Genomic DNA, 24,050 nt, shown 5'->3' on the forward strand with positions numbered 1-24,050 from the left:
CTGGCCGGTCATCATGGGCATCACCATGTGGGTGCAGATGAAGCTCAATCCGCCGCCGCCCGATCCGACCCAGGCGATGATCTTCAACTGGATGCCGGTGATCTTCACCTTCATGCTGGGCACCTTCCCGGCGGGTCTGGTGATCTACTGGGCCTGGAACAACACCCTGTCGGTGACCCAGCAGTATTTCATCATGAAGCGCCATGGCGCCGAGGTGAACCTGTTCGGCAACATCATGGACAGCTTCCGGCGCAAGCCCAAGGCGCCTGAGCCGACCAAGTCCTGATCGCCACAACCGATCAACCATGCTACTGCCCGCCGGATATCTCCGGCGGGCTTATCTTTTGAAGCGAGCACAACCATGAGCGACATCGATTACGCCCCCGACATGATCGAACGTGGCCGCCTGCTGTTCGCGCGGCCGTTCCTGTTCATCAAGGGCTGCGTGCGCATCGCCGACCTGCCGCCGATGGATAAGGTCGAGATCGCCTTTGCCGGGCGCTCCAATGTGGGCAAGTCGAGCCTGATCAATGCCCTGGTGGGCATGTCGGGCCTGGCCCGCACCTCCAACACGCCCGGCCGCACGCAGGAGCTCAACATCTTCGAGAGCCAGAGCGAAAGCCTGCGCATTGTCGACATGCCCGGCTATGGCTATGCCAAGGCGCCCGAGGACAAGGTGCGCGCCTGGACCAAGCTGATCCACCAGTATCTCACCGGCCGCGCCACCCTGCGCCGGGTCTATGTGTTGGTCGATGGCCGCCACGGTCCAAAGGACAATGACCTGACGGTCATGAACGAACTCGACAAGTCCGCGGTGAGCTACCAGGTGGTGCTGACCAAGGCGGACAAGCCGCTGGCCAAGGATCTCGAAAAGGTCATCGCGGCCACCAAGGCGGCCATCGCCAAGCGCCCCGCCGCCCATCCTCATGTGATCCTGACCTCGTCGCTCAAGGGCGACGGGCTGCGCGAGCTGCGCACCGAGATTGCGATGCTGCTCGAAAGCTAGGGCGTCGCCGCGATCCAGCGGCGCACCAGGTCGGTCAGGTGATCCTCGCCACCCGCCTGCGGGCTTTCGGTAATGGTCACCACGCCCCGGTCATTGGAGGCCCATTCGATCAGGCCATGCGGGTCCTCGAAGCTGAAGCCATCGTCGGCCCGCATTTTGGCGCCCCGATGCAGGATCAGCTGCAGCTGGTCGCCCGGCTGCAGGCGCATGGTGATACGATCATCGTCGCCCGGCCCGAAGCTGGGCGCGTTCCACTTGATGCGCTCGGTCAGGCCGGGGCAGGCCGCCAGAATGAGCTGGCGCAAGGCCTCGATGTCGGGTTTGGCCCGATGCTGCAAGGCCGCCATGAAAGCTTCGACCGACGGCGCCCTGGCCATATTCAACGTCCCTTGAAAAACTGGCCGATATACCCAGCCACATCGGCACTGTGCGACTTTGTCGTCACCGATGCCAGCGCCTTATCCACCACATCGTCCGGTGCCTTGCTGCGCCGCAGCTCGGCCAGCGCGATCGTATAGTCATCAGCGAATTCGGGATGTGGCTGAAAGCTCAACGCCGCGCCATTGCGATAGGCCAGGCCCGCATTGGGGGTAAAGTCCGAAGCAAGGATCACCTGTGCCTCCGCGGGCGGCACGATCACCTGATCCTGATGCGAACAGGCCACCGCGAGCGCCGTGGGCGCCCTGCGCATGAAGTCGGGCCGCGTCACCACGCCATAATTGTGCCGGCCAAGGCCCCAGCCCTTCTCTGACTTGCGCACGTCCCCGCCCAACGCATCGGCCATGATCTGGTGCCCGAAGCAGACCCCCAGCATCGGCGTCCTGCTGCCATAAGCCTCGCGGATGAAGGCGCGCAGCGGATTGAGCCAGGGGAAATCGTCATAGACCCCGGCGGCCGAGCCGGTGATGACGATGCCCTCGAGCTGGCCCGGATCGGGAAAGGGCGCACCATCGGAGACCGGCACCATGTCATAGGAAAAGCCCTGCCCGGTGCCATCGAACATGGTCTCGAACATCTTGCGGTAGGGGCCGAACTGACCGCGCAACGGCGCCGGCACTTCGCCAGTCTGGATGATGGTGAGTTTCATGAGGACACAAGGATGGGAGATCGATACGCCCCTATACCCTACCGCGTCGTTCCCGCGAAAGCATGATTGTCGCGCGGAGCCCCACCTCTCCCTTTGGGGAGAGGTCGACCCTCTTGGGTCGGGTGAGGGGGGCCTTTACTGGATACAGTGCGAGGGGAAGGCCCCCTCACCCGGCGCTACGCGCCGACCTCTCCCCCAAAGGGAGAGGTAAGTAGCGCTTGCGTTGGCCTACGCCGCCACGAACTTCAACGCGACGCCATTGATGCAGTAGCGCAGGCCGGTGGGCTGGGGGCCGTCTTCGAAGACATGGCCCTGGTGGCCGCCGCAATTGGAGCAGTGGACCTCGACGCGCTGCATGAACAGCGTGTCGTCCACGGACGTGCTGATTGCCCCGTCGATGAAGGTGTAGAAGCTCGGCCAGCCGGTGCCGCTGTCATATTTGGTTTCGGAGGCAAAGAGCGGCTGATCACAGCCGGCGCAGAGGAAGGTGCCGGCGCGCTTTTCGTCATTGAGCGGGGAGGTGAACGGGCGCTCGGTGCCCTCGTGCCGCAGCACGTCATAGGCGGCGGGGTCGAGCCTGGCCTTCCACTCATCGTCGGTCAGCTTGAAGGGGAAGTCGCCCTCGGCGGCCTGGATCGCGCCCATGGGACGCAGCAGGGCAAAGGCGGCGAGCGCAGCGATGGCCGAGCCACCGAGAAGCATGTTGCGACGGTCGATTGCCATTGGTCTTCCTTTCAGAAGTTGCCCCGCGCCCGGACCGCATGAGGGGTGCGGGCGGCGGCGCGGGGCGGATTTGGCGGCCAGTGTAAATCCTCGGGCAAGGCAATGGCACGTCAAGTTATGGTGAGACGTCGCGGTGCGCGACCCCTCTCAAGGCGCCATTCGAAATGGGGCCTCGTTTGGTTACATGGCTGACATGGGCGTCAGCACGGCGTCGATGACGTGGATCACGCCATTGGACTGGATCACGTCGGCAATAGTGACATTGGCAACGGTGCCGTTCTCGTCGGTCACGGTGACCTTGCCGTCAGCGGCCTTAAGGATCAGCTTGCAGCCGCCCACAGTGTCCACGACATGCTCGCCGCCATCGGCTTCGACCATGCCCACGATGTCGGTCGACAGCGCTTTGGCCGGGATGACGTGGCAGGCGAGGATGGTCGAGAGCATTTCCTTGTTCTCAGGCAGCAGCAGGGTGTCGACAGTGCCGGCCGGCAGCGCGTCAAACGCAGCATTGACCGGGGCCAGCACCGTGAACGGGCCTTCGCCCGACAGGGTCTCGACGAGGCCCGCAGCCTGGACGGCGGCAACCAGCGTCGTGTGGTCAGCCGAGTTCACGGCGTTTTCGACAATGTTCTTGTCGGCGAACATGGCAGCGCCGCCAACTTCCGGATTGTCCTGGGCGAAAGCGCCCGAGAGAGCAGTGACGGACAGCATGGCGGCGACGGTGAGAGTGCGGAGATTCATTTATTCATTCCTTCCTGTGTTTCGTTCCCATTGGTCGGCTGGGACGGTGGAAGGTACGAATGCGCGGGTATCGGAAGTTTCGAGTATTTTCGCGGTTTATTTCGCGGCCGGTGTGAAACTTTTACCAGCCGATTTGCGTATGCGCTCGCTTCAATCTGCGGAAAATTAGATGCGGGTGGCAGCGCCCTTGGCGACGATCGGGCCGTGCGGACTGCCATCAGGTGAGCCGCCCTTTTGCTCCAGCGTAATAGCGAGCACCGAGCCCTCGCCCCAGCCGGCCATGACTTCAGGCGAGACGGTGACCACACTGGCGCCCGCGGGAATGACGCCCATGGAAATGGGGTTGTTGCCACCCTGGATGGCCCAGAGTTCAAAATCCTTGTCCGGCAAGGCTTCGCCGGCGAGGGCCGTCAGCCGCACATTACCGCTGCCATCGTAGAGGGCGACGAATTTGACATTGCTGCCCTCTTCTTCGAGGGCGGCAACGAGTTGCGTGGTGACGACACCAGGCGCGAGCTGCATGACGCTGAAGCCAATGGCCGCGACGGCAACAGCCAATGCGCCGGCGGCGATAGCGCGCCAGGCCAAAAGCGATTCCCACCAGCCAGAGGCTTGCGCCTGTGGCCGATCGCCAAAGGCGCGCGCCGCGATGGCCGCATAGAGATGGGCCGGCACCGGGGTTTCCTCATATTCGGCGTTGAGCGCGCCAAAGCGCGAGACCCAGAAGTCCCGTTCGGCGCCAAGGGCGCGATCGCTTTCAATCAGCTGGCCGACACGCTCATGTTCGGCACTCGACAGCAGGCCGAGCACATATTCGGCGACGAGCGCATTGCGCGCTGCAAATTCGCCACTGCTGTCGTCGCTCGTGCTCATGCCGAAAGGCAGTCCTTCAATCTGATCAGGCTGCGGCGCAGCCAGGTTCGCATCGTATTGAGCGGCACAGCGTGGCGGGTCGCCAGCTCCTCGTAGCTATAGCCATCGAGATAGGCGCCGCGCACCGCATCGGCGCGCTCGGGTTCCAGCGTATCCAGGCAATGTTCGATGCGGCCCCGCTCCTGACTGTCTTCGGCCGCCCGCTCCGGGCTCGGACCGCCGTCAGGAATTTCCAGCGCCACATCGATATCGTCGGCGGCCGGTCGGCGGGCTCTCAACATGTCCAGCGCATGGTTGCGCGCCACGGCAACCAGCCAGCTTATCGGGCTGGTCGTGCCGGCAACGTAGCGATCGGCGCGCTGCCAGATCTTCACATAGACTTCCTGAATGGCCTCCTCGGCCTCCGAACGGTCCTTCAAGATACGCAGCGTCACGCCGAAGAGTTTCGCGCTGGTCCGCTCGTAAAGGGTGCGGAAGGCCGCCCGGTCGCGCAGGGCGCAGCGCGCGATGAGGTCGGCAATGTCCCGGGACGGAGTCTGCATGGTGGACATAGCTAACAGGGCCTCCCTCGGCACACCAGCTGCCCACCCTTGCCCGATGCGATGCCTGGCTTGCCCACAACGCAACATAAAGCAAATTGGATCAGTGCGTTTGCCTAGAACCGCCTTTTCCTTTGCCCATTGATGCTCTAGACCCGTTGCGGTCTTTGTGCCGCCTTGCCAACAGAATGGGTCCGTCCATGACAGATCAGACTTCGTCGACCGACCGGTTCAGCCACGATGCCGGCATCCTCGCGCAGGCGCTGCCCTATATGCAGCGCTACGAGGGCAAGACCGTCGTGGTGAAATATGGCGGCCATGCCATGGGCGACCTCAAGCTCGGCCAGGCCTTCGCGCGCGACATCGCCCTGCTCAAGCAATCCAAAGTCAATCCGATCGTGGTGCATGGCGGCGGCCCGCAGATCGCCCTGATGCTCAAGAGCCTGGGCATCGAATCCAAGTTCGAGGGTGGCTTGCGCGTCACCGATGCGCGGACGATGGAAATCGTCGAAATGGTGCTGGCCGGCTCGATCAACAAGGAAATCGTGGCGCTGATCAATGCCGAGGGCGAATGGGCGATTGGCCTGTGCGGCAAGGACGGCAACATGGTCTTTGCCAAGAAGGCCGTGAAGACCGTCAAGGACCCGACCTCCAATATCGAAAAAGTGCTCGACCTGGGCTTTGTCGGCGAGCCGGTCGAAGTCGACCGCACGCTGCTCGACCTCTTGGCGCGCTCGGAGATGATTCCCGTCATCGCCCCGGTGGCCCCCGGCCGCGACGGCAATACCTACAATATCAATGCCGATACTTTTGCCGGCGCCATTGCCGGCTCGCTCGGTGCCAAGCGCCTGCTGTTCCTCACCGACGTGCCCGGCGTGCTCGACCGCGACGGCAAGCTCATTCCCGAGCTCAGCGTGCGCGAGGCCAAGGAGCTGATCGCCGACGGGACCATTTCGGGCGGCATGATTCCCAAGGTGGAGACGTGCCTGGAAGCGCTAGAGAATGGCGTCGAGGGCGTGGTCATCCTCAATGGCAAGATGCCGCATGTTGTCCTGGTCGAACTCTTCACCGAGTTCGGCGCCGGCACGCTCATCGTTCGCTAACCATGAGACGCGCTCCGGTCGATTTGACCAGGGTGTGACGCATTTGGCATAGCCCGATGCGGACAAGTCGTGGCAAATTTTAGTCAGTATTATCCGGGGGTTTTGTATGCGTTCAAAGATCACACTGGCGGCGACCCTGATCGCGGCCGCTTTTGGCCTCCCCGCCGTCTCCGCGCAGGCCCAGTCCATGGTCGCGCCCATGGTCACCAGCGGCATGTACCAGCCGACTTATTCGGCCTGGGACGGTTTCTATGTGGGTGCTCAGGGCAGCCTGATCGGCATGAAGAGCCATGAAATCGCGCCGGGCATCCTGGTGGGCGAGCAGCTGCTTGGCGATATCGGCGGCAGCGCGGGCGTTTTTGCCGGCTACCGCTATCAGCTCAGCGATTGGTTCGTCCTCGGCGTCGATGCCGAAGTCAACAATGTGGCAACCCAGTTCGAATTCAACGGCGCCCAGAACTATGGCGCCCTCAAGTGGGATGCGGCGGTGCGGGCCACGCTGGGTTATCCGGTCGCGTCCAATGTGCTGGCCTATGGCACGGTCGGCTATTCCTGGGGCCGTTTCGACCTCAGCCCCAGCCGCGGCGGCACCAGCACGACCTTCACGGCTGGCGGCTGGCAGCTCGGCCTGGGCGTTGACATGATGGTGACGCAGAACCTGATGGCCCGCCTCAACGCAACCTGGACCCATTACGGTGTCAACACCGTGCCAGGCGGCGGAACCAGCGAGCCGAGCAATTCGGTGGTGCGCGCGGGTCTGGCCTGGAAGTTCTAGGCGTCAGCCAGCCGGAATCAAAAAGGCCGCCCACCGGGCGGCCTTTGCATTTGGGGCGAAGGCTAGGCCTCGACCAAAACCGGCTGCACCGGCGCACCGCTCCCATGCGGCCCGCTGGGCCGCTTGAAGAACGCCGACAGCACCAGGACCAGTGCAAAACTCGCCACGACATACCACAGCGCCAGGCTCGAGGCTCCGGCAAACGCGGCATGTGGGCCCGAACCTGCGGCAAAGCCACTGCCCAGATTGGTGAAGAAGATTTCCCCGATGATGGCAACGCCAAGCGCCCCGCCCACCTGCTGGAAGGCCTGCAGCGCGCCCGAGCCCGCGCCCGCATCGCGCGGCGGCACATTGGCCAGCACCAGCTGGAACAGCGCGGAGAAGCCCAGCCCCAGGCCGATACCGGCGATCAGCAGTGGCGGCAGGAAGGCCCAGGTGTCGATACTGTCGATGACACTGGCAATGTAGAAATGCAGCCAGCCGATGCCAATGACGAGCATCGCTCCGGAGGCCGCGAGCCGCCCCCGCAGAAAGGTCGAACCAAAACGGCCGGCAATGATTGAGGCGATCAGCACGCCCACCGAGAAAGGCGTATTGGTGAGGCCCGATTGCAGCGGCGTGAAATCGAACCCGCCTTGCAGCAGCAGCGAAATCACCATGAACATGCCCGGAATGCCCGAGGCGAACACGGTGGTGACGAAGGCGCCAAACATGAACTGGCGATTGGTAATCAGGTTGAAGTTCAGCAGCTGCGGTTCCCCCGCAGCGGCGCGTGCCCGAGTCCACAGCACAAACAGGGCGAGCAGTGCGAAGCCGGCAGCGATCATGGCGAAGGCCCAGAGCGGCCAGCCATAGGCGCGGCCCTCGATGATCGGGAAGACCACGGCCAGGATACCCAGGCCGAACAGCGCGATGCCCACATAGTCGTTCCTGAGCGCGGCATGGCCGGGCAGGCGCGGGATGAGGAACCAGCCAGCGACCACGGCGATGATGCCGATCGGGACGTTGACGAGGAAGATCGGCTGCCAATCCATGCCAAACAGATTGGCCGAGATCAGCACGCCACCCAGGATCGGGCCGCAGACCGCGGCGAGGCCGGCCGACAAGCCGAACAGCGAGAAGGCCTGGCCGCGCTCATGCGGCGGGAAGGTCACTGTCGCAATGGCCAGCACCTGCGGCGTCATCATGGCGCCAGCCAGGCCCTGGATGACGCGGGCGACGATGAGGAATTCGATATTGGGCGCGAGACCGCACAGCGCCGATGCGACGGTAAAGGCTGCGACGCCCCACAGGAAGAGGTGGGTGCGGCCCAGGATGTCGCCCAGGCGCCCAAAGGGCAACAGGCCCAGAGCGAAGGCCAGGATATAGGCAGCGACCACCCATTCGATCTGGCTGTCGGTGGCGCCCAGGCCCTCGCGCATCGAAGGCAGCGCCACATTGACGATGGTGACGTCGATCAGGTTCATGAAATTGGCGATGAGCAGGATGAACAGCGCCAGCCAGCGGCGCGGATCGGGGGCGGCGTCGGCGCCCATGGGGTGTTGGTTTGTCATTGGACTATTCCTGCAAAGGATTTGGTGTTTGAACGAAGGCGCGTTCCAGTTCGGCCAGGACTTGGTCGAGCAGGGAACGCGATATGTCGGACCGGCGCCAGCAGTCGGAAAGGGCGCCAGTGGTGATGAGTGCGGCCGCGTCCGGATCGATGTCGGGGCGGAAAGAGCCGTCGGCAATGCCAAGGCGGAACACGTCAGCAACTTGTTTTCGCCAGAACTCGCGCATGGGAATCATGATCTCGGCCACGGCGGCATCACGCCTGGCCCTTGCGATAAGTTCCGTCAGAATGATGATGAGATCGGGCATTTCGAGGACGGTTTCGCGGAAGTCGTCGAACTCGAGATGCAACTGCTCGAGCCCGCTCTTGCCAGCGCGCGGACGGCGCGCGGCCTGAGCCCTGAAGTCGCGGCGGAGCGAATCCGCTACCAGAGCCACCAGGGCCTCCTTGGAGGGCACGTGATAGTGCAACGTGGCGATGTTGATGCCGACACGCGCCGCAATATCGCGGGTGCGCAGGCCCTCAAGCCCCTTCTCGATGATGATGGCGCGCGCCGCCGCAGCAATGGCTAGCCGCCGGTCATCGCCGCTTTCGCGCCTTATATTGGGTTGGTCCAGGGTCATGGTTCCTCGTGCCGAAACGCTATAGACTGGAGATTTACATCAATCAAGCATTTGATTGAGATGAATTCGAACCGGGTCCAGAGCGGAAATGGCGGGGAGGCACGGCCCCTGGTCCGCCGCCTGCAATCGGCCGCCTATTTTGCGGGCAACGCAAAGAAATGCTCAAGGATGACGATTCTTCGGTACGAACTCATTGAGGTAAACACTACACGACTGTTCTAGTATAGATTAACCCTAAGCCCGTCATCGGGGGTCAATATCATGGGTACAGAGTTCTTCATTTTCGCCGCCGTCGGCTTTCTGGCGCAAATCGTCGATGGCGCCCTGGGCATGGCCTATGGCGTGGTCAGCACCACCATCCTGCTCAGTTTCGGCGTGCCGCCCGCCGCAGCCTCGGCCAGCGTTCATGCGGCCGAAATGTTCACCACGGCGGCCTCCGCCACCAGCCATGTCAGCCATCGCAATGTGAACTGGCGCCTGTTCTGGCGCCTGGCACCGGCCGGCATCGTCGGCGGCGTGCTCGGCACCTATGTGCTCACGTCAATCGACGGCGAGGTGCTGCGTCCTTTCATCACCATCTATCTGGGCCTGCTGGGGGTCTATATTCTTTATCGCGCCTTCAGGGCCCGCGCGGCCTATCACGAACCCCATACCGGCGTGGTTGTGCCCCTGGGCGTCGCCGGCGGCTTCGTCGATGCGACCGGCGGAGGCGGCTGGGGCCCCATCGTCACCTCCAGCCTTATCGGCTCTGGCGGCGCGCCACGCTTCGTGATCGGCACCGTCAATACGGTGGAATTTTTCGTCACCTCCGCGGTTTCCGTCGCCTTCGTCACCGCCCTGCTCACGGGACATTGGGAGCAGGCCGATGGCATCAACGCCTATATCTGGTCGGTCGCTGGATTGGTGGTTGGCGGTCTCCTGGCGGCACCCCTGGCCGGCTTCGTCGTCCGCATCATCCCGGCCAAGCGGCTGATGATCCTGGTGGGATCCCTGGTCGTCCTGATCGCCGGCTATCAGACCTGGCAACTCCTGACGTAGGAGCAGGGTCAGCGATTTGCGAGGGCTGGCGCGGTCGCGACCGCTGGGCCGGCTTCTCTTCCCCGGCCGAAGGCAAAAGGTGGGATCAGCGAGCCTTTGCAGGACAGCAACGCCCCCCGGCGCTCCCCTCAATAGGGAGGCAATACTCCTAAGGGTGGACTCGATCCAGCCACACGAGTGGCGCGCCCCCCCCTGGACGGGGGAGGTTGGAGGGGTGTGGAAGCCGGATATCCGGGCCAGTCGACCCCTCCCCGACCCTCCCCACAAGGGGGAGGGTGTCGACTGAACCATCGAGCACAGACTCATTCACACCCCTAGATCGTCACCCTCGGGCTTGCTGGGGTGTGCAGCGGTCAGCACCAACTTATCCCCCTTCCCAAAACCTGTGGCACACTCCTGCCATCACTCCGCATGGCCGGCCTGCAGGCGAACAGTGGCGGGGTGAGCCGGGCGTGGTCTTTGCCTGCCGCGCAGGTTCGAGTGCCGGCCGCACATGGCGAGCGACCATGCTGCGCGATAATCGGTCCTGTTCCAAAAACCGGCACCCCGAGGCGGTCATCGTCTCGTTTTTTTATTTCCAGAGGCGATAGCCGCCTCGGGGTCCGTCCATCTTGCGATAACCGCGCTCCAGGCGGCGTTTCCGCACGCCCGATTGACAAAACGCCGCGCCGGGCATCCAACACGCCCAGCAACCGGAGTGCCTGCCCATGCTGGACTATGTCCGCCGCATCCTTACCTCGTCGGTCTATGAAGTGGCTGCGGAAACCCCGCTCGACCGGATGGAACTGCTCTCCATCCGTCTGGGGCGGGAGGTGCTGCTCAAGCGCGAGGACCTGCAGCCGGTCTTCTCCTTCAAGATTCGTGGCGCTCACAACCGCATTGCGCAACTGGACGAGGCCGAGCGCGCCCGTGGCGTCATCTGCGCCTCGGCGGGCAATCATGCGCAGGGCGTGGCGCTGTCGGCGACGCGGCTGGGCATTCGCGCCGTCATCGTCATGCCCACCACCACGCCGGTCATCAAGGTCAACGCCGTGCGCCGGCTGGGTGGCGAGGTCGTGCTGTTCGGCGACGGCTTCGACGCCGCCCGCGCCCATGCGGCCGAACTGGCCGACAAGCACGGCTATGTCGTGGTCCATCCGTTCGATGATCCCGACGTCATCGCCGGGCAGGGCACGATCGGCATGGAACTGCTGCGCCAGTATCCTGGCGACATCGGCGCCATCTATATCCCCGTGGGCGGGGGCGGCCTGGCGGCCGGCATCGCCTCTTTCGTCAAGTTCCTGCGCCCCGATATCCGCGTCATCGGGGTCGAGCCTGAGGAAGCGGCCAGCATGAAGGCGGCCATCGCCGCCGGCCATCCGGTGGCGCTCGACCAGGTCGGGCTGTTTGCCGATGGCGTTGCGGTGCGTCAGGTGGGCAATGAAACCTTCCGGCTGTGCCGCGAACTGCTCGATGACATCGTCACCGTCAGTGCCGACGAGATCTGCGCTGCCATCAAGGATATTTTTGACGACATGCGGGCCATTGCCGAGCCCGCCGGGGCGCTTGCGTTGGCCGGGCTACGCCGGCAGGTAGAGCGGGGCGAGGCGCCCGCTGGGGCGCTGATCGCCATCAATTCGGGCGCCAATGTCAACTTCGACCGGTTGCGCTATGTGGCCGAACGGGCCGAAATCGGCGAGCGGGCGGAGGCGCTGCTCAGCGTCGAAATCCCTGAGCGCCGGGGCAGCTACCGGGCCTTCATCCGCCTGCTCGGGCAGCGCGCCATCACCGAGTTCAACTATCGTTTCGCCCATGGCGCCACGGCCAAGATTTTTGTCGGCATCAAGCTGACGCATGGCGACGCCGAGAAGCACGAGATCATCGCCTTGCTGCAGAACCATGGGCTGGGGGTCATCGACCTGACCGACAATGAGGTGGCCAAGCTCCATGTCCGCCATATGGTGGGTGGACGGGTCAATGACCTGAACGACGAAGTGGTCTACCGCTTCCAGTTTCCCGAACGGCCCGGCGCCCTGCTCAAGTTTCTCGAAGGGCTCAATGACGAATGGAACATCTCGCTGTTCCACTACCGCAATCACGGCGCCGATTATGGCCGCGTGCTGGTCGGTGTCCAGGTGCCGGCCGCCACGCATGCCGATTTCATCGCCCATATCGAGGCGGTCGGCTTTCCCTATTGGGACGAGACGGACAACCCCGCCTACCGCCAGTTCCTTGATCACGAACGAGTCTGAACGGGCTATTCATCAGGCGTACATCGTTATGACGCAATAAACCGACAATAGAAATCCTGGGCCAATATCTGGCCGGAATCTATTGCAATTCAACGCGCAGGGGGCCATCTGCCACGACACGGCGCTGGTTCTACTGTCGAATGCGCCCACCCCGACAAATCAAACCAGAACAAATGCCGGAGATGACAATGAGGACAATCCAGACCGCCCGCCTGCTGCTGCTCAGCGGCGTTGCGACCACCGCCCTGATGGGCCCTGCCATGGCGCTGGAGGCCCAGGCCTTTGTCGATCGCGTCGCCGAGATCTACAAGACCATCGGCTATGACTTCACCTTTGGCGCCGCGACCCTCGATGGCGACACCATCACTGTCGACGGCGTGACCGTCGGCTTCAGCCACGAGGCCGGTTTCGAGCCGATCACCTTCGATACCGAGATCACCTTTAGCGGCGTCGAGGAAGGCGAAGACGGCAGCTACACCGCCGCCTCGGTGAGCATTCCCGACATCGATACCGAATTTGTCAGTGCGCCGGAGCCGGTCGGCCACCTGACCCTGAACGATATCAGCGCCGAAGGCCTCTATCTGCCTGCCGGTGAGACGATCCCCGCCGTGGCGCTGCTGCAGCTTGTGCAGTCGATCAGCACCGGCCCGCTCTCCATCACCCGCGACGGGGTGGAAGTGGTTTCCATCGAATCGATCGAAGCCAGTTCCACCTTCAATCCAGCCCAGGGCAGCGCCGACCTGGTTGACCTGAGCTCGGTCCTGGCCATCAGCGGCATCTGGCTCGATCTGTCCACCGTCGGCGAGGAAGATGCCGCGGCTGGTGCGGTGATCGAGGCCTTGGGGCTCACCACCGTCAGCGGCGACATCACCCAGGACCTGACCTGGTCGATGGCCGAAGGCCATATGGTGCTCAACGAATTCCTGTTCGACTTCGCCGATCTGGGCGCGCTCGACCTCACCGCCGACCTCACCGGCCTCACCCCAGCCGTGCTCGACCAGATTTACGCCATGCAGGCCGGGATGGGCGCTGGTGGCGAAATGACCGAAGAGCAGGCGCAGGCCCAGATGATGCAGGGCATGGCCCTGATGCAGGGCGTCAACATCGTCGGCGCTTCGGTGCGCTATGATGACGCCTCACTCGCCGGCAAGCTGCTCGATTTCTTCGCGGCCCAATCCGGCGCCGACCGCGCCACTTTCGTGGAAGGTCTCAAGGCCATGTTGCCGGCGATGATCGCCGAGTCGGGCATTCCGGCCCTCAACGATGTCGTGGTGCCCCCGGTTTCCGCCTTCCTTGATGATCCGCAGAGCCTCGAGGTCAAGGTGGCGCCGCCCTCGCCGACATCGCTGCTGGTGCTGATGGCCGCGGCCGCCAATCCGGCCGGCCTGATCACCGCGCTGGGCCTCGCCGTCGAAGCCAATACCGCAACCGAATAACCGAGCCCGGGAGCGGCGTTCGCGCCGCTCCCGCAGACTTTAGATGAAACATTCAGCAATTGGGCGCATAGTGGGCCGACCATGAACGATATGTCGTCCCTGCCTGTCCGCAGCCTCAGCCACGTTACCGAATGGGTGTTCGATCTCGACAACACCCTTTACCCGCGCAGCTGCAATCTGTTCGCCCAGATCGACATCCGCATCACCAGCTATGTGATGGAGCTGACGCAGCTCGATTTCGAAGCGGCGCGGGCGCTGCAGAAGACCTATTACCGGGAGTTCGGCACCACGCTGAACGGGTTGATGAGCCGGCACGAGGTCGATCCGGACCATTTTCTCAATACGGTCCACGCTATCGATTATTCCCCGGTCGACGCCCATCCCGACCTGGTCGAGGCGATCCGCGCCCTGCCCGGCCGCAAGTTCATCCTGACCAATGGCGACACCGGCCATGCCCGCGCCGTATTGCGACGCCTGGGATGCGACGACATCTTCGAGCATGTGCACGATATCCGCGCCATGACCTATGTGCCCAAGCCGCATCGCGAGGCCTATGACGGGTTCTTTGCCCGGCACGGTATCGATCCGACCCGGGCCATCATGTTCGACGATCTCGAAAAGAACCTCGTCGTGCCGCATGATGTCGGCATGTCGACCGTGCAGGTCGTGGCGGACGAAGGGTTCGTGCATGAGCAGGTCGACGCCTGGGAGCTCGATCGCGCCGCCGGCCCCCATGTGCACCACATCACCGACGACCTGGCCCGGTTCCTGCGCGAACTACCCTGACTACATATTGTTGAAATGCAGGATGTTGCCGTCCGGGTCCTTGAACCAGACGGCCTTGAAGCCGCCGCTGGAATGGGTGCCGTTCGCATAATCCATGCCCATATCCGGATAATGCTCGAAATTTATCCCCTTGGCCGCCAGATCGGCGACAATGGCATCGATCTGGTCACCAACACCCCAGACCACGGCATTGGCCTTGTTGGTGCCGGCATAGTCGGAGACATAGACCACAAGCGTCGTCTTGCCGGTTTTGAATGAAAGAACGTTGTCGTCGCCCAGGGTCAGCTCAAGCCCGAGCTTGTTCCGGTAGAAGTCCTTGGCGCGGGAAAGGTCTTTAACCGCCACGATAGCGGCCGAGTCGATGTCCTTGAGCATGGTCACATCCTCTTTGTTCGTTGGTTGCCAACGCGGTGGTCTGCGTCATGGTTCAATGACGTTTGAAGCCCGGCTTTACAGACAGCGCCGCAACCAGTATTAACGCTAACTCTATCGGCGATTGCCGATGAACCAAAGCGGCCGGCGCCGCAAGAAATTCAGGAATAATCACATGGAATATCGTCGCTTGGGCAAATCTGGCCTCAAGGTCAGCGAACTATCGCTCGGTAGCTGGGTCACCTTCTCCAAGCAGGTGGACGAAAAGGAGGCCATGGCGCTAATGGGCCTGGCCTATGACGAAGGCGTCAATTTCTTTGACAATGCCGAAGGCTATGAGGCCGGCGAATCGGAAGCCCTGATGGGCGCGGCGCTCGACAAGCTCGGCTGGAGCCGCGACTCCTACTCCGTCTCCTCCAAGGTCTTCTGGGGCGGCAGCAAGCCGACGCAGAAGGGCCTCAGCCGCAAGCATGTCACCGAAGCCGCCCATGCCGCGCTCAAGCGCCTGCAGGTGGATTATCTCGACCTCTATTTCTGCCACCGCCCCGATATCGATACGCCGATCGAGGAAACCGTCTGGGCGATGCACAACCTGATCACCCGGGGCAAGGTGCTCTATTGGGGCACTTCGGAATGGACCGCCCAGCAGCTCACCGAAGCCTGGGGTTTTGCCCGCGCCAACAGCCTGATCGGCCCCGCCATGGAGCAGCCGCAATACAACCTTTTCGTGCGCGAAAAGGTCGAGCATGACTACCTGCCGCTCTATGAGCTGATGGGCCTGGGCACCACCATCTGGTCGCCGCTCGCCTCGGGCGCCCTGACCGGCAAATACAATGACGGCATCCCCGCCGATAGCCGCATGAACCTGCCCGGCTATGAATGGCTCAAGAAGGAATGGACCAGCGAGGCTGGCAAGGCCAAGCTGGAGCAGATCAAGCAGTTGGCCGCTTTGGGCAAGGAAATCGGCCTGCCGGTGCATCACCTGGCCCTGCTCTGGTGCCTCCACAACCCGCATGTCTCGACGGTGATCCTGGGCGCGTCGAAGAAGGCGCAGCTTGAGGACAATCTCTCGGCCCTCAAGTCCAAGGCTAAGCTGACCCCCGACGTGATCGAAAAGATCGAAACCATCATGGGCAACAAGCCCAAGGCGTTTGAACGGTACTGATCTCGATCCTTCAGTCGGCCTCCCTCCCCCTTGTGGGGAGGGCGGCCCCGAAGGGGTCGGGTGGGGGTTCTCTCCGCGAGTCCGGTGGGTGGAATACCCCCACCCTTGATCCCTCCCCACAAGGGGGAGGGAGACGACTGCAATGTGCTGCGCAAATCTATTCCCCCCTCCTCCGCCACCCGTTATCATCACCCCCATGACCGACCTCCCCGGGCGCCGCCCACCCCCTACGCCCGACAAAGCCCCCACTTTCCGCCAGCGCCTCGACAATCTCCGCCACCTCGGCCGGCTCGTCGCGCAGATCTGGCGCACCAGCAAGCCACTGACCGCCGCCAGCATTGGTCTGCGGCTGGTGTCGTCGCTGCAACCCATCGCCATGCTCTATGTGGGCAAACTGATCATCGACGAGGTCGTCCGTCTCACTGGCATCACCTCGCCTGGGCCGGACTTTGCCGACTGGTGGAGCAGCGGCGCGCTCTCTCCTATCCTGGTGCTGCTGGCCATCGAGCTTGGCCTGGTCATCGTCTCGGATTTGCTGGCCCGCGCCATCGGTCTGGTCGATTCCGTGCTCTCCGAATTGCACTCCAATACGGTCAGCGTCGAGCTCATGGCCCATGCCGCCAGGCTCGACCTTATGCATTTCGAATCCGCCGAATATCAGGACCGGCTGGAACGCGCCCGGCGCCAGGCCGCTGGCCGCAATGCGCTATTGAGCCAGATGTTCGGCCAGGCGCAGGACATGATCACCGTGGTGACGCTGGCGGCCGGTCTCTTCGTTTACGCGCCCTGGCTGATCCTGCTGCTGCCGCTGAGCTTCGTGCCCGCCATCTGGGGCGAAACGCGCTTCAATACGCTGGCCTATTTCATGAGCCGCTGGCGCACGCCAGAGCGGCGCGAGCTCGAATATATCCGCTATATCGGGGCCAGCGCCGAGACGGCCAAAGAGCTCAAATTGTTCGGGCTGGGCGATTTCCTCATCGCCCGCTTCAAGACACTGGCCCACACCATCTATCTCGAAAACCGCAGCCTTTCGACGCAGCGCGCCGCCTGGGGCGCGGTGTTCTCGTCGATCTCGACGCTCACCTATTACGGGGCCTATGGCTTCATCGTCTGGCGCACCATCAGCGGCGATTTTTCCATCGGCGACCTGGCTTTCCTGTCCGGTTCCTTCCTCCGCCTCAACGGGCTGTTCCAGAAGATCCTGCTCGGTTTCACCCAGATTGCCGGGCAATCGATGTATCTCGATGACCTGTTCAGCTTCTTCGAGATCGAGCCCACCATCCTGTCGCCGGCCCATCCCAAGCCGTTCCCGCAGCCGATCCGCCAGGGCATCGTTTTCGAGAATGTCGGCTTCCGCTATCCGGACACCGAGGGCTGGGCCATCCGCCATCTGAGCTTCACACTGCAGGCCGGCGAAACCCTGGCGCTAGTCGGCGAGAACGGAGCGGGCAAGACCACCATCGTCAAACTCCTGGCCCGGCTCTACGATCCCGACGAGGGCCGCATCACCATCGATGGCATCGACCTCAAGGAACTCAGCGTCGCCGATATCCACGCCCATATCGGGGTGATCTTCCAGGATTTCATCCGCTATAGCCTGACGGCGCGCGAGAATATCGGCGTCGGCCGCATTGCCGACCAGGACGACATGGCGCGCATTGAAGACGCCGCCGCGCTGAGCCTCGCCGATGCAGTCATCGCCAAGCTGCCGCAGGGCTATGACCAGCAGCTCGGCCGCCTGTTCAAGAAGGGGCGCGACCTATCAGGCGGGGAATGGCAGAAGGTCGCCATTGCGCGGGCCTACATGCGCGACGCCGACCTTATCATCCTCGACGAGCCCACCGCGGCGCTCGATGCCAAGGCGGAGTCCGAGGTGTTCAGCCGCTTCAAGAGTCTCGCCGCGGGCAAGACCGCCGTCATCATCTCGCACCGCTTCTCGACCGTCCGCATGGCCGACCGCATCCTGGTTCTGGAGAATGGGGCCATCCTGGAAGCGGGCTCGCATGAGCACCTGCTGGCGCTGCGCGGGCGCTACGCCGAACTGTTCGACTTGCAGGCGGCGGGGTATCGATGAGGCATATCATCGCCCGATTCTCCCACAACCTCGATCGTCACCCTCGGGCTTGACCCGAGGCGTTGCACTTCCCTACGCCCGGCAAGTGTAGACCCCTCGGGTCAAGCCCGAGGGTGACGTGCGGTGGCTGGGGCGGTGTCGTGCATCACCACTACCTCACCCGCACCACCACCCTCCCCCGTACCTCGCCGGCAAGGATCGCCTCTGCCGCCTCCGGCAGCTCCTCCAGCCCGATCTCCCTCACCAGGCCCGCATAAGCCGCCAGGTCAAACGTCGCGGCGATCCGCCCCCAGGCCGCGACCCGCGCCTCGTAGGGCTGCATGACGCTGTCGATACCGAAGAGACTTATCCCCCGCAGGATGAATGGCAGTACATTGGTCTCGAGCGCGATGCCGCCGGCATTGCCCAGACTTGCAACGGCGCCGCCATATTTGACCTGCTTGAGCAATTTCCCCAGCACCTTGCCGCCGACGCTGTCGATGGCGCCGTCCCATCGCGCCGATTCCAGCGGCTTGTCCGGCTGGGCCAGGAATTCGTGGCGATCGATGATGGTGGCGGCTCCCAATGCCTTGAGCGCTTCGGCATGCTGAGGGCGTCCCGAAAGCGCGGCGACCTGGTAACCCAGCTTGGCCAGCATGGATGTGGCGATCGAGCCCACCCCGCCGGCCGCCCCGGTCACCAGCACTTCGCCCGCATCCGGCTTGAGGCCCGCCGCTTCCAGCCGGGCGATGGCCAGCATGGCCGTCAGCCCAGCGGTCCCCAGCACCATGGCGTCGCGGGTAGAAAGTCCCTTGGGCAGTGGCACCAGCCAGTCGGCATTGACGCGCGCCTGTTCGGCATAGCCACCCCAATGCGTTTCGCCAACGCGCCAGCCGGTCAGCACAACCGCCTGCCCCACCGCGTAGCGCGGATCGGCGCTGTCGCGCACCGTGCCGGCGAAGTCGATCCCTCCGACATGCGGATAGCTCCGCACAAGCCCGCCACCACCTGTAAGGCAGAGCCCGTCCTTGTAATTGAGCCCGGCCCAGTCGATGTCGACGGTTACGTCGCCCTCAGGCAGTCGCGTGTCGTCCAGCATCTGCACGGACGATACGACCCTGCCCTCGGCATCCTTGTCGGTGATCAGTGCGCGGAAACTCATGCTCGGTTCCTCCCGTTTGCGCTCAACTTGGCACGATGCGTCGGACGGAGCCACCCTCTGGCGCCCAGCCGCAAAGCGCCTTACCTGTTGAACCAGCAAGCCCCGACGAGTTGTCCGAATTGAACGCACCCAGCGACGCCCAGATCGCCATCATCGCGGAAACCTATCGCCTGCTGGGCGACCCGACGCGGCTACGCGTGCTGCTGGCCTGCCTCGCCGCGCCCATCGCGGTGGGCGACATCGCCAAGGCGGTCAATGCTTCGCCCTCGCTGGTCAGCCACCACCTGCGCCTGCTGCGCGCCGCCCGGCTGGTGCGCGGCACGCGGCGCAACCGGCAGGTGTTTTACGAAACGGCCGACGACCACATCGCCCATATGCTGGCCGACATGATCGAGCACGTGATGGAAGACCACAGCGAAGACAGCGACACCTGACCGCAGGTTCACGGTCGCAATTTACTTGCTCCTAACATATGAACATGTATTCATACGTTAGAATATAGCGGAGTTTGGCGATGGGTGTGGACAGTAAGGAACAGGGTGCCATGGGCCACGGGCATAGCCATGCCGGGCACGAACACGCCGAGCATGACCATGCCGGGCCAGATCACGTCGCGCACAATCAAGACAGTCATGGCCACGAAGGCCACAGCCACGCGCCGACTGTCAGCGCCGACAATGAAAATGTGGTGCTGATCGGCTTCCTGCTCACCGCCGGCTTCATGGTCGCCGAGATCATCGCCGGCCTGCTCTCGGGTTCGCTGGCGCTGATCGCCGATGCCGGCCACATGCTGACCGACGCCGCGGCGCTACTATTGGCCTGGGCCGCCTTCCGCTTCGGCCGCCGCGCCTCGGACGGCAAGCGTACCTTCGGCTATATGCGGCTCGAAGTGGTCGCCGGGCTGATCAATGCGGTGACGCTCTTCGCCTTGGTCGCCTGGATCGTCTACGAGGCGATCCAGCGTTTCATGACGCCGCACGAGGTGCTGGCCGGGCCGATGTTCGTCGTCGCCGTGCTGGGCCTGGTCGTCAATATCGTGGTGTTCCTGGTGCTGTCGCGCGGCGACAAGGAGCATGTCAACATTCGCGGCGCCATGGTGCATGTGCTGGGCGACCTGCTGGGCTCGGTCGCCGCGATCGCTGCGGCCGTCATCATCTGGCTGACCGGCTGGATGCCGATCGACCCGATCCTGTCGGTCGTGGTGTCCCTGCTGATCCTGCGCAGCGCCTGGAAGCTGTTCCGCAATTCCTTGCACATTCTGATGGAGGGCACGCCGGGCAATGTGGTGATCGAGGATTTGAGCAAGACGCTGGTCGCGCAGGTGCCGGGGCTAGAGGCGGTGCGTCACGTCCATGTCTGGTCGATCACCTCGGGCAAGCCGGTGGCGACCCTGGAGATCGTGCTGGCCGAGGGAGCCGATGCCGGAGCCGTAACCCGCGCCGTCAAACTGACCCTGCTGGCCGACTACGGCATCACCCATTCCACAGTCGAGATCGTCTGGGGCAAAGACGGCGCCAGCTGTGCGCTGACGCCCGATGCCGTGCCCTAGCCCTTCACCGCGCCGCCGGTCAGCCCCGAGATGATGTAGCGCTGCGCCAGCAGGAAGAAGCCGATGGCGGGCAGGATGGACAGCGTTAGGAAGGCCAGGATACGCGGCCAGTCTGAGCCATACTGGCCCTGGAACTGCATGATCCCCAAGGGCCAGGTGTACTTGGCCTCGCTGTTGAGAACGATCAGCGGCAACAGGAAGCTGTTCCAGCTACCGACGAAATTGAACACGCCGACCGTGGCGATGATGGGCAGGCTGAGCGGCAGCGTCACGTACCAGTAGATCTTGATGTAGCCGCAATTGTCCATCCGCGCGGCGTCGATGAGTTCCTTTGGCAACTCCTTGAAGAAATTGTGGAACAGCAGCACCGAGAAGGACACGCTGAACGCCACCTGCACGATGATGATGCCCCAATGGCTGTCGAGCATGCCCAGGTCGCGCATCTTGATGAAGAGCGGCAGGATACCGGTGGCCGTGGGGAACAACAGGCCCAGCATGAGATAGCCCAGGATGAACTTGCTTCCGAAGAACTTGATGTGCGCCAGGGCAAAGGCGGTCATGGACGCCACCAGGGTGGACAGCACCACCGTGCCCGCCGCAATCAGGAACGAATTGCCAAGCGAGGAGAAGTAGCGGGGGCCACCGAGGATTTCGATGAAGCGCACCGGGTCCCAACTGGTGGGCAGGCCGAACGGATTGACGCGCAGCTCGCCGATCTCTTTGAAGCCGCCCAAGGCCGTGGTGTAGAACGGCACGATGACGAAGGCGGCCACGATGACCAGCGTCAGCCACTGAATGGGCGAGATGACCGATTGGCGTTTCTTGGATGCGTCAGCCATCAGTTCTGCTCCACCCTGAAGAGAATGCGACGATAGGCCAGAGCCACGATCACGCAGGCGAAGAACAGGATCACGCTGACCGCACCGCCAAAGCCCAGCTTCATTCGCAGAATGCCGAACTGGTAAAGGAAGGTGACGATGGTGTGGCTCGAATGGGACGGGCCGCCATTGGACAGCGGGATGATCAGGTCAAACAGCTGCAGCGCGCCGGTAATGGCGAAGAAGACCGAGATGACGACGGCCGAGCGGATCATCGGGATCTTGATATGCCGCACGATCTGCCATTTCTTGACGCCATCGAGCCGGGCGGCCTCGATGACCTCTGAGGGAATGGACTGCAGACCGGCGATGAAGATCATCATGTGGAAGCCGAAATACTTCCAGGTGATGACCAGCATGATGGCGGGAATAACCCACAGCTTGTCGCCCAGCACGAACGGCATATCGACGCCGATGGCGCTGCCAATGGCGGGGAGCAGGCCGTAATTGCCGTCATAGACAAATTTCCAGATCAGGCCAGCGGCGACTTCGGCCAGCATATAGGGCAGGAAGAACAGCACGCGCAGCACGTTGATATGGACGCCGCGCTCGGACAGCGCGATGGCGCACCACATAGCCAGCGGTAGTTGGATCAGCAGGGACACGGCCACGACGATCAGGCTATTGCGGATTGCGGTGCCGAAATTGCGATGGGTCACCACATCGGCATAGTTCTCGAAGCCGACAAAATCGGTGATCGGGCCGTAGCCGTTCCAGTCGAAGAACGAGAACGTCGCCGCATCGACCATCGGCAGGACGACGAAAAGCGTAAACAGGATCAGCGCGGGGGGAAGAAAGAGCAGCAGCGCGATCAGGCTCTTGCGTTCCATGTAGCGGCGACGGCGCACGCCGACGGTCGTACCTATGTCTGCACCGGTGGCGACACTGGCCATATATTGGTCCTCCCCGACCCTTCCTAGCCCTACCGGAGGCGGGCATTCCTGCCAGCAGGCAGGACCTTGTTGGCAACCCGGCGGACAGAAGGGATAACCGCCCGCCGGTGCCGCGTGTCGAACTCAGAGCGAGTCGTCGACGGCTTCCTTGATGAGCTCGGCAGCTTCTTCCGCACTCATGGCATTGCCGGCCAGCTCGGCAGACACATCATTGACGACGCCGCCAACGTTGGGACCGAGGGCCTGATCGAAGAACAAAGCGTGCCAGTGTGCACCACCGATGTTCTGGCCGATCTGCACCTTGAAGGGGTTGGTCATGACGTCGGCTGCGCCCTTGGCGATCGGGATGTAATACGCATCCTTGGCGTACTTGGCCTGGTTCTCGACGTTATTGAAAAACTCGATCCACTTCACGGCAGCGTCGGAGGCGTTCTTGGAGAACAGGACGCCGCCCAGGCCACCCAGCGTGTCGGTCGGGTCGCCCTTGCCGCCTTCGATGGTCGGGAAGGGCAGGATGCCGAGTTCTTCATCGGGAATACCCAGCTTGTCGGCCGAGTTGTCCTTCATGGCGCCGTAGTCCCAGTCACCCATCAGGTGCATGGCGGCGAGGCCGTCGCCAAACTGGCCGGAGGCGTCGCCATAGGTGGCGGCAAGGAAGCCTTCCTGCCAGGGATCGAGCGCGGCGAGCTCGAGGAAGTATTCGCCAGCCTTGACGAAATCTTCGCCTGCAAAGCCGTCGCCTTCGCCGCGTGCGGCAGCCTCAAAGCCATCCTGGCCCGCCAAGCGGATAACCAGCTTGGACCACCAGAAGTGGGCCGGCCACTTGTCCTTGGCGCCAATGGCAATCGGGGTGATGCCAGCATCCTTGAAGGCCTGCACGCCGGCCAGGAAACCTTCCCAGGTCGACATGCTGGCCGGATCGACACCGGCCTGCTCGAACAGGGTCTTATTATACCATAGCACGACTTCGCTGACGTCGCGGGCGACGCCATAGAGGTGGCCGTCGGGTGCGGTGAAGGCGGAAACGCCGGCCGTACCGACATTTTCCTTGGCTTCAGCGCTCAGCACATCTTCGACCGGACGCAGGACGCCAGCAGCGGCTTGCTCGTAGAAGACGCCGCCGCCCCAGGAATGGAACACGTCAGGCGCATCAGCCGACTGCAGCAGCGTCGTCAACTTGGCCTTGAACGCTTCGTTTTCGAGGAACGGCAGTTCGACCTTGATGTCCGGATTGGCCGCCATGAAGTCGGCAGCGATACTATTCATCAGTTCCACCTCGGCCGGGATGGAAGTGATATGCAAATGTTTGACCACGGTCTGAGCCTGGACAGGCATGGCCAAAGCCAGTCCCAGCATTGCGGCGAGCGCAAAACGCTTCATTGGTTTCTCCTCATGTCCTCACGACAGCTTTCGAGGTGTCTCTTGCGGACCTTCCTGGCTGCAACAGGGCCGCGCATCCTCCGCA

The 24,050-nt window shown here is 63.1% G+C and carries 25 protein-coding genes; 12 read left to right on the forward strand and 13 right to left on the reverse strand.

The genetic code is table 11. The features are described from left to right. The coding region (locus V6M52_RS08455) for a YidC/Oxa1 family membrane protein insertase (protein WP_332700695.1) at positions 1–286 on the forward strand (286 nt) is incomplete at its 5' end. Between the two features lie 75 nt (positions 287–361). Then, positions 362–1,006 carry a ribosome biogenesis GTP-binding protein YihA/YsxC gene (gene yihA / locus V6M52_RS08460; protein ID WP_332687413.1) on the forward strand — a complete coding sequence of 215 codons (645 nt, stop codon included), beginning with the start codon at positions 362–364 and terminating at the stop codon, positions 1,004–1,006. Here yihA and V6M52_RS08465 read toward each other — a convergent pair. The 6 genes from V6M52_RS08465 to V6M52_RS08490 all read right to left on the reverse strand — a co-directional run bounded on the left by V6M52_RS08465 (position 1,003) and on the right by V6M52_RS08490 (position 4,981). Then, positions 1,003–1,383: a DUF1801 domain-containing protein gene (locus V6M52_RS08465; protein ID WP_332687414.1), complete on the reverse strand. Its 381-nt coding sequence runs from the start codon at positions 1,381–1,383 to the stop codon at positions 1,003–1,005. The genes yihA and V6M52_RS08465 overlap by 4 nt on opposite strands. A gap of 2 nt (positions 1,384–1,385) precedes the next feature. After that, positions 1,386–2,093 (reverse strand): glutamine amidotransferase-related protein, encoded by a 708-nt coding sequence (locus tag V6M52_RS08470; RefSeq protein ID WP_332700696.1) that lies wholly within the window; start codon positions 2,091–2,093, stop codon positions 1,386–1,388. Between the two features lie 228 nt (positions 2,094–2,321). Next, positions 2,322–2,810: a peptide-methionine (R)-S-oxide reductase MsrB gene (msrB, locus tag V6M52_RS08475; protein WP_442881833.1), complete on the reverse strand. Its 489-nt coding sequence runs from the start codon at positions 2,808–2,810 to the stop codon at positions 2,322–2,324. Positions 2,811–2,996: 186 nt separating this feature from the next. Continuing rightward, positions 2,997–3,557, reverse strand: a complete 561-nt coding sequence (locus tag V6M52_RS08480; protein WP_332700698.1) for a fasciclin domain-containing protein — start codon at positions 3,555–3,557, stop codon at positions 2,997–2,999. Between the two features lie 165 nt (positions 3,558–3,722). Continuing rightward, positions 3,723–4,430, reverse strand: a complete 708-nt coding sequence (locus tag V6M52_RS08485) for an anti-sigma factor (RefSeq protein WP_332700699.1) — start codon at positions 4,428–4,430, stop codon at positions 3,723–3,725. Next, a complete protein-coding gene (locus V6M52_RS08490) occupies positions 4,427–4,981 on the reverse strand; it encodes a sigma-70 family RNA polymerase sigma factor (protein WP_332700700.1) in 555 nt (184 codons plus the stop codon). Before V6M52_RS08490 ends, V6M52_RS08485 begins: the two co-directional genes overlap by 4 nt. A 188-nt stretch (positions 4,982–5,169) precedes the next feature. Between V6M52_RS08490 and argB the strand changes: the two genes are divergently transcribed. Both argB and V6M52_RS08500 read left to right on the forward strand, forming a co-directional pair. Continuing rightward, on the forward strand, positions 5,170–6,072 hold the full coding sequence (gene argB, locus V6M52_RS08495) for an acetylglutamate kinase (RefSeq protein WP_332700701.1): 903 nt from the start codon (positions 5,170–5,172) through the stop codon (positions 6,070–6,072). A 106-nt stretch (positions 6,073–6,178) separates the two neighbouring features. After that, complete coding sequence (locus V6M52_RS08500) at positions 6,179–6,847, forward strand: outer membrane protein (RefSeq protein WP_332700702.1); 669 nt, start codon at positions 6,179–6,181, stop codon at positions 6,845–6,847. A gap of 62 nt (positions 6,848–6,909) precedes the next feature. Here V6M52_RS08500 and V6M52_RS08505 read toward each other — a convergent pair whose 3' ends face one another. Both V6M52_RS08505 and V6M52_RS08510 read right to left on the reverse strand, forming a co-directional pair. After that, the gene (locus tag V6M52_RS08505; protein ID WP_332690198.1) at positions 6,910–8,400 is read right to left on the reverse strand and encodes a DHA2 family efflux MFS transporter permease subunit; all 1,491 of its coding nucleotides are present in this window, start codon (positions 8,398–8,400) and stop codon (positions 6,910–6,912) included. A gap of 4 nt (positions 8,401–8,404) precedes the next feature. Continuing rightward, positions 8,405–9,022: a TetR/AcrR family transcriptional regulator gene (locus tag V6M52_RS08510; RefSeq protein ID WP_332700703.1), complete on the reverse strand. Its 618-nt coding sequence runs from the start codon at positions 9,020–9,022 to the stop codon at positions 8,405–8,407. 261 nt (positions 9,023–9,283) lie between these two features. Between V6M52_RS08510 and V6M52_RS08515 the strand changes: the two genes are divergently transcribed. From V6M52_RS08515 to V6M52_RS08530, 4 genes are all read left to right on the forward strand, one after another. After that, positions 9,284–10,060: a sulfite exporter TauE/SafE family protein gene (locus V6M52_RS08515; protein WP_332690192.1), complete on the forward strand. Its 777-nt coding sequence runs from the start codon at positions 9,284–9,286 to the stop codon at positions 10,058–10,060. Between the two features lie 707 nt (positions 10,061–10,767). Beyond that, positions 10,768–12,291 (forward strand): threonine ammonia-lyase, biosynthetic, encoded by a 1,524-nt coding sequence (ilvA, locus tag V6M52_RS08520; protein ID WP_332700704.1) that lies wholly within the window; start codon positions 10,768–10,770, stop codon positions 12,289–12,291. A 188-nt stretch (positions 12,292–12,479) separates the two neighbouring features. Beyond that, the gene (locus tag V6M52_RS08525; RefSeq protein WP_332700705.1) at positions 12,480–13,727 is read left to right on the forward strand and encodes a hypothetical protein; all 1,248 of its coding nucleotides are present in this window, start codon (positions 12,480–12,482) and stop codon (positions 13,725–13,727) included. 90 nt (positions 13,728–13,817) lie between these two features. After that, positions 13,818–14,513: a pyrimidine 5'-nucleotidase gene (locus tag V6M52_RS08530; protein ID WP_332700715.1), complete on the forward strand. Its 696-nt coding sequence runs from the start codon at positions 13,818–13,820 to the stop codon at positions 14,511–14,513. Here V6M52_RS08530 and V6M52_RS08535 read toward each other — a convergent pair whose 3' ends face one another. After that, positions 14,514–14,888, reverse strand: coding sequence for a VOC family protein (locus V6M52_RS08535; RefSeq protein ID WP_332700706.1), 375 nt, complete (start codon positions 14,886–14,888; stop codon positions 14,514–14,516). It abuts the gene before it with no gap. A 172-nt stretch (positions 14,889–15,060) separates the two neighbouring features. Between V6M52_RS08535 and V6M52_RS08540 the strand changes: the two genes are divergently transcribed. Next, a complete protein-coding gene (locus V6M52_RS08540) occupies positions 15,061–16,050 on the forward strand; it encodes a potassium channel beta subunit family protein (RefSeq protein ID WP_332700707.1) in 990 nt (329 codons plus the stop codon). Positions 16,051–16,246: 196 nt separating this feature from the next. Next, positions 16,247–18,124: an ABC transporter ATP-binding protein gene (locus V6M52_RS08545; protein WP_332700708.1), complete on the forward strand. Its 1,878-nt coding sequence runs from the start codon at positions 16,247–16,249 to the stop codon at positions 18,122–18,124. A gap of 151 nt (positions 18,125–18,275) precedes the next feature. Here the strand turns inward: V6M52_RS08545 and V6M52_RS08550 are convergent, their stop codons facing one another. Continuing rightward, positions 18,276–19,265 carry an acrylyl-CoA reductase family protein gene (locus V6M52_RS08550; protein WP_332700709.1) on the reverse strand — a complete coding sequence of 330 codons (990 nt, stop codon included), beginning with the start codon at positions 19,263–19,265 and terminating at the stop codon, positions 18,276–18,278. Positions 19,266–19,384: 119 nt separating this feature from the next. Between V6M52_RS08550 and V6M52_RS08555 the strand changes: the two genes are divergently transcribed. After that, a complete protein-coding gene (locus V6M52_RS08555) occupies positions 19,385–19,699 on the forward strand; it encodes an ArsR/SmtB family transcription factor (RefSeq protein WP_442881832.1) in 315 nt (104 codons plus the stop codon). Positions 19,700–19,779: 80 nt separating this feature from the next. Beyond that, positions 19,780–20,814: a cation diffusion facilitator family transporter gene (locus V6M52_RS08560; protein ID WP_332700711.1), complete on the forward strand. Its 1,035-nt coding sequence runs from the start codon at positions 19,780–19,782 to the stop codon at positions 20,812–20,814. Here the strand turns inward: V6M52_RS08560 and V6M52_RS08565 are convergent. The 3 genes from V6M52_RS08565 to V6M52_RS08575 all read right to left on the reverse strand — a co-directional run bounded on the left by V6M52_RS08565 (position 20,811) and on the right by V6M52_RS08575 (position 23,965). After that, the gene (locus tag V6M52_RS08565; RefSeq protein ID WP_332700712.1) at positions 20,811–21,653 is read right to left on the reverse strand and encodes a carbohydrate ABC transporter permease; all 843 of its coding nucleotides are present in this window, start codon (positions 21,651–21,653) and stop codon (positions 20,811–20,813) included. The genes V6M52_RS08560 and V6M52_RS08565 overlap by 4 nt on opposite strands. Continuing rightward, positions 21,653–22,585 (reverse strand): carbohydrate ABC transporter permease, encoded by a 933-nt coding sequence (locus tag V6M52_RS08570; RefSeq protein ID WP_332700713.1) that lies wholly within the window; start codon positions 22,583–22,585, stop codon positions 21,653–21,655. Before V6M52_RS08570 ends, V6M52_RS08565 begins: the two co-directional genes overlap by 1 nt. A gap of 123 nt (positions 22,586–22,708) precedes the next feature. Next, the gene (locus V6M52_RS08575) at positions 22,709–23,965 is read right to left on the reverse strand and encodes an extracellular solute-binding protein (RefSeq protein ID WP_332700714.1); all 1,257 of its coding nucleotides are present in this window, start codon (positions 23,963–23,965) and stop codon (positions 22,709–22,711) included. Between the last annotated feature and the right edge of the window lie 85 nt (positions 23,966–24,050).

The sequence above is a fragment of the Devosia sp. genome (assembly GCF_036676215.1).
Lineage (GTDB): Bacteria > Pseudomonadota > Alphaproteobacteria > Rhizobiales > Devosiaceae > Devosia.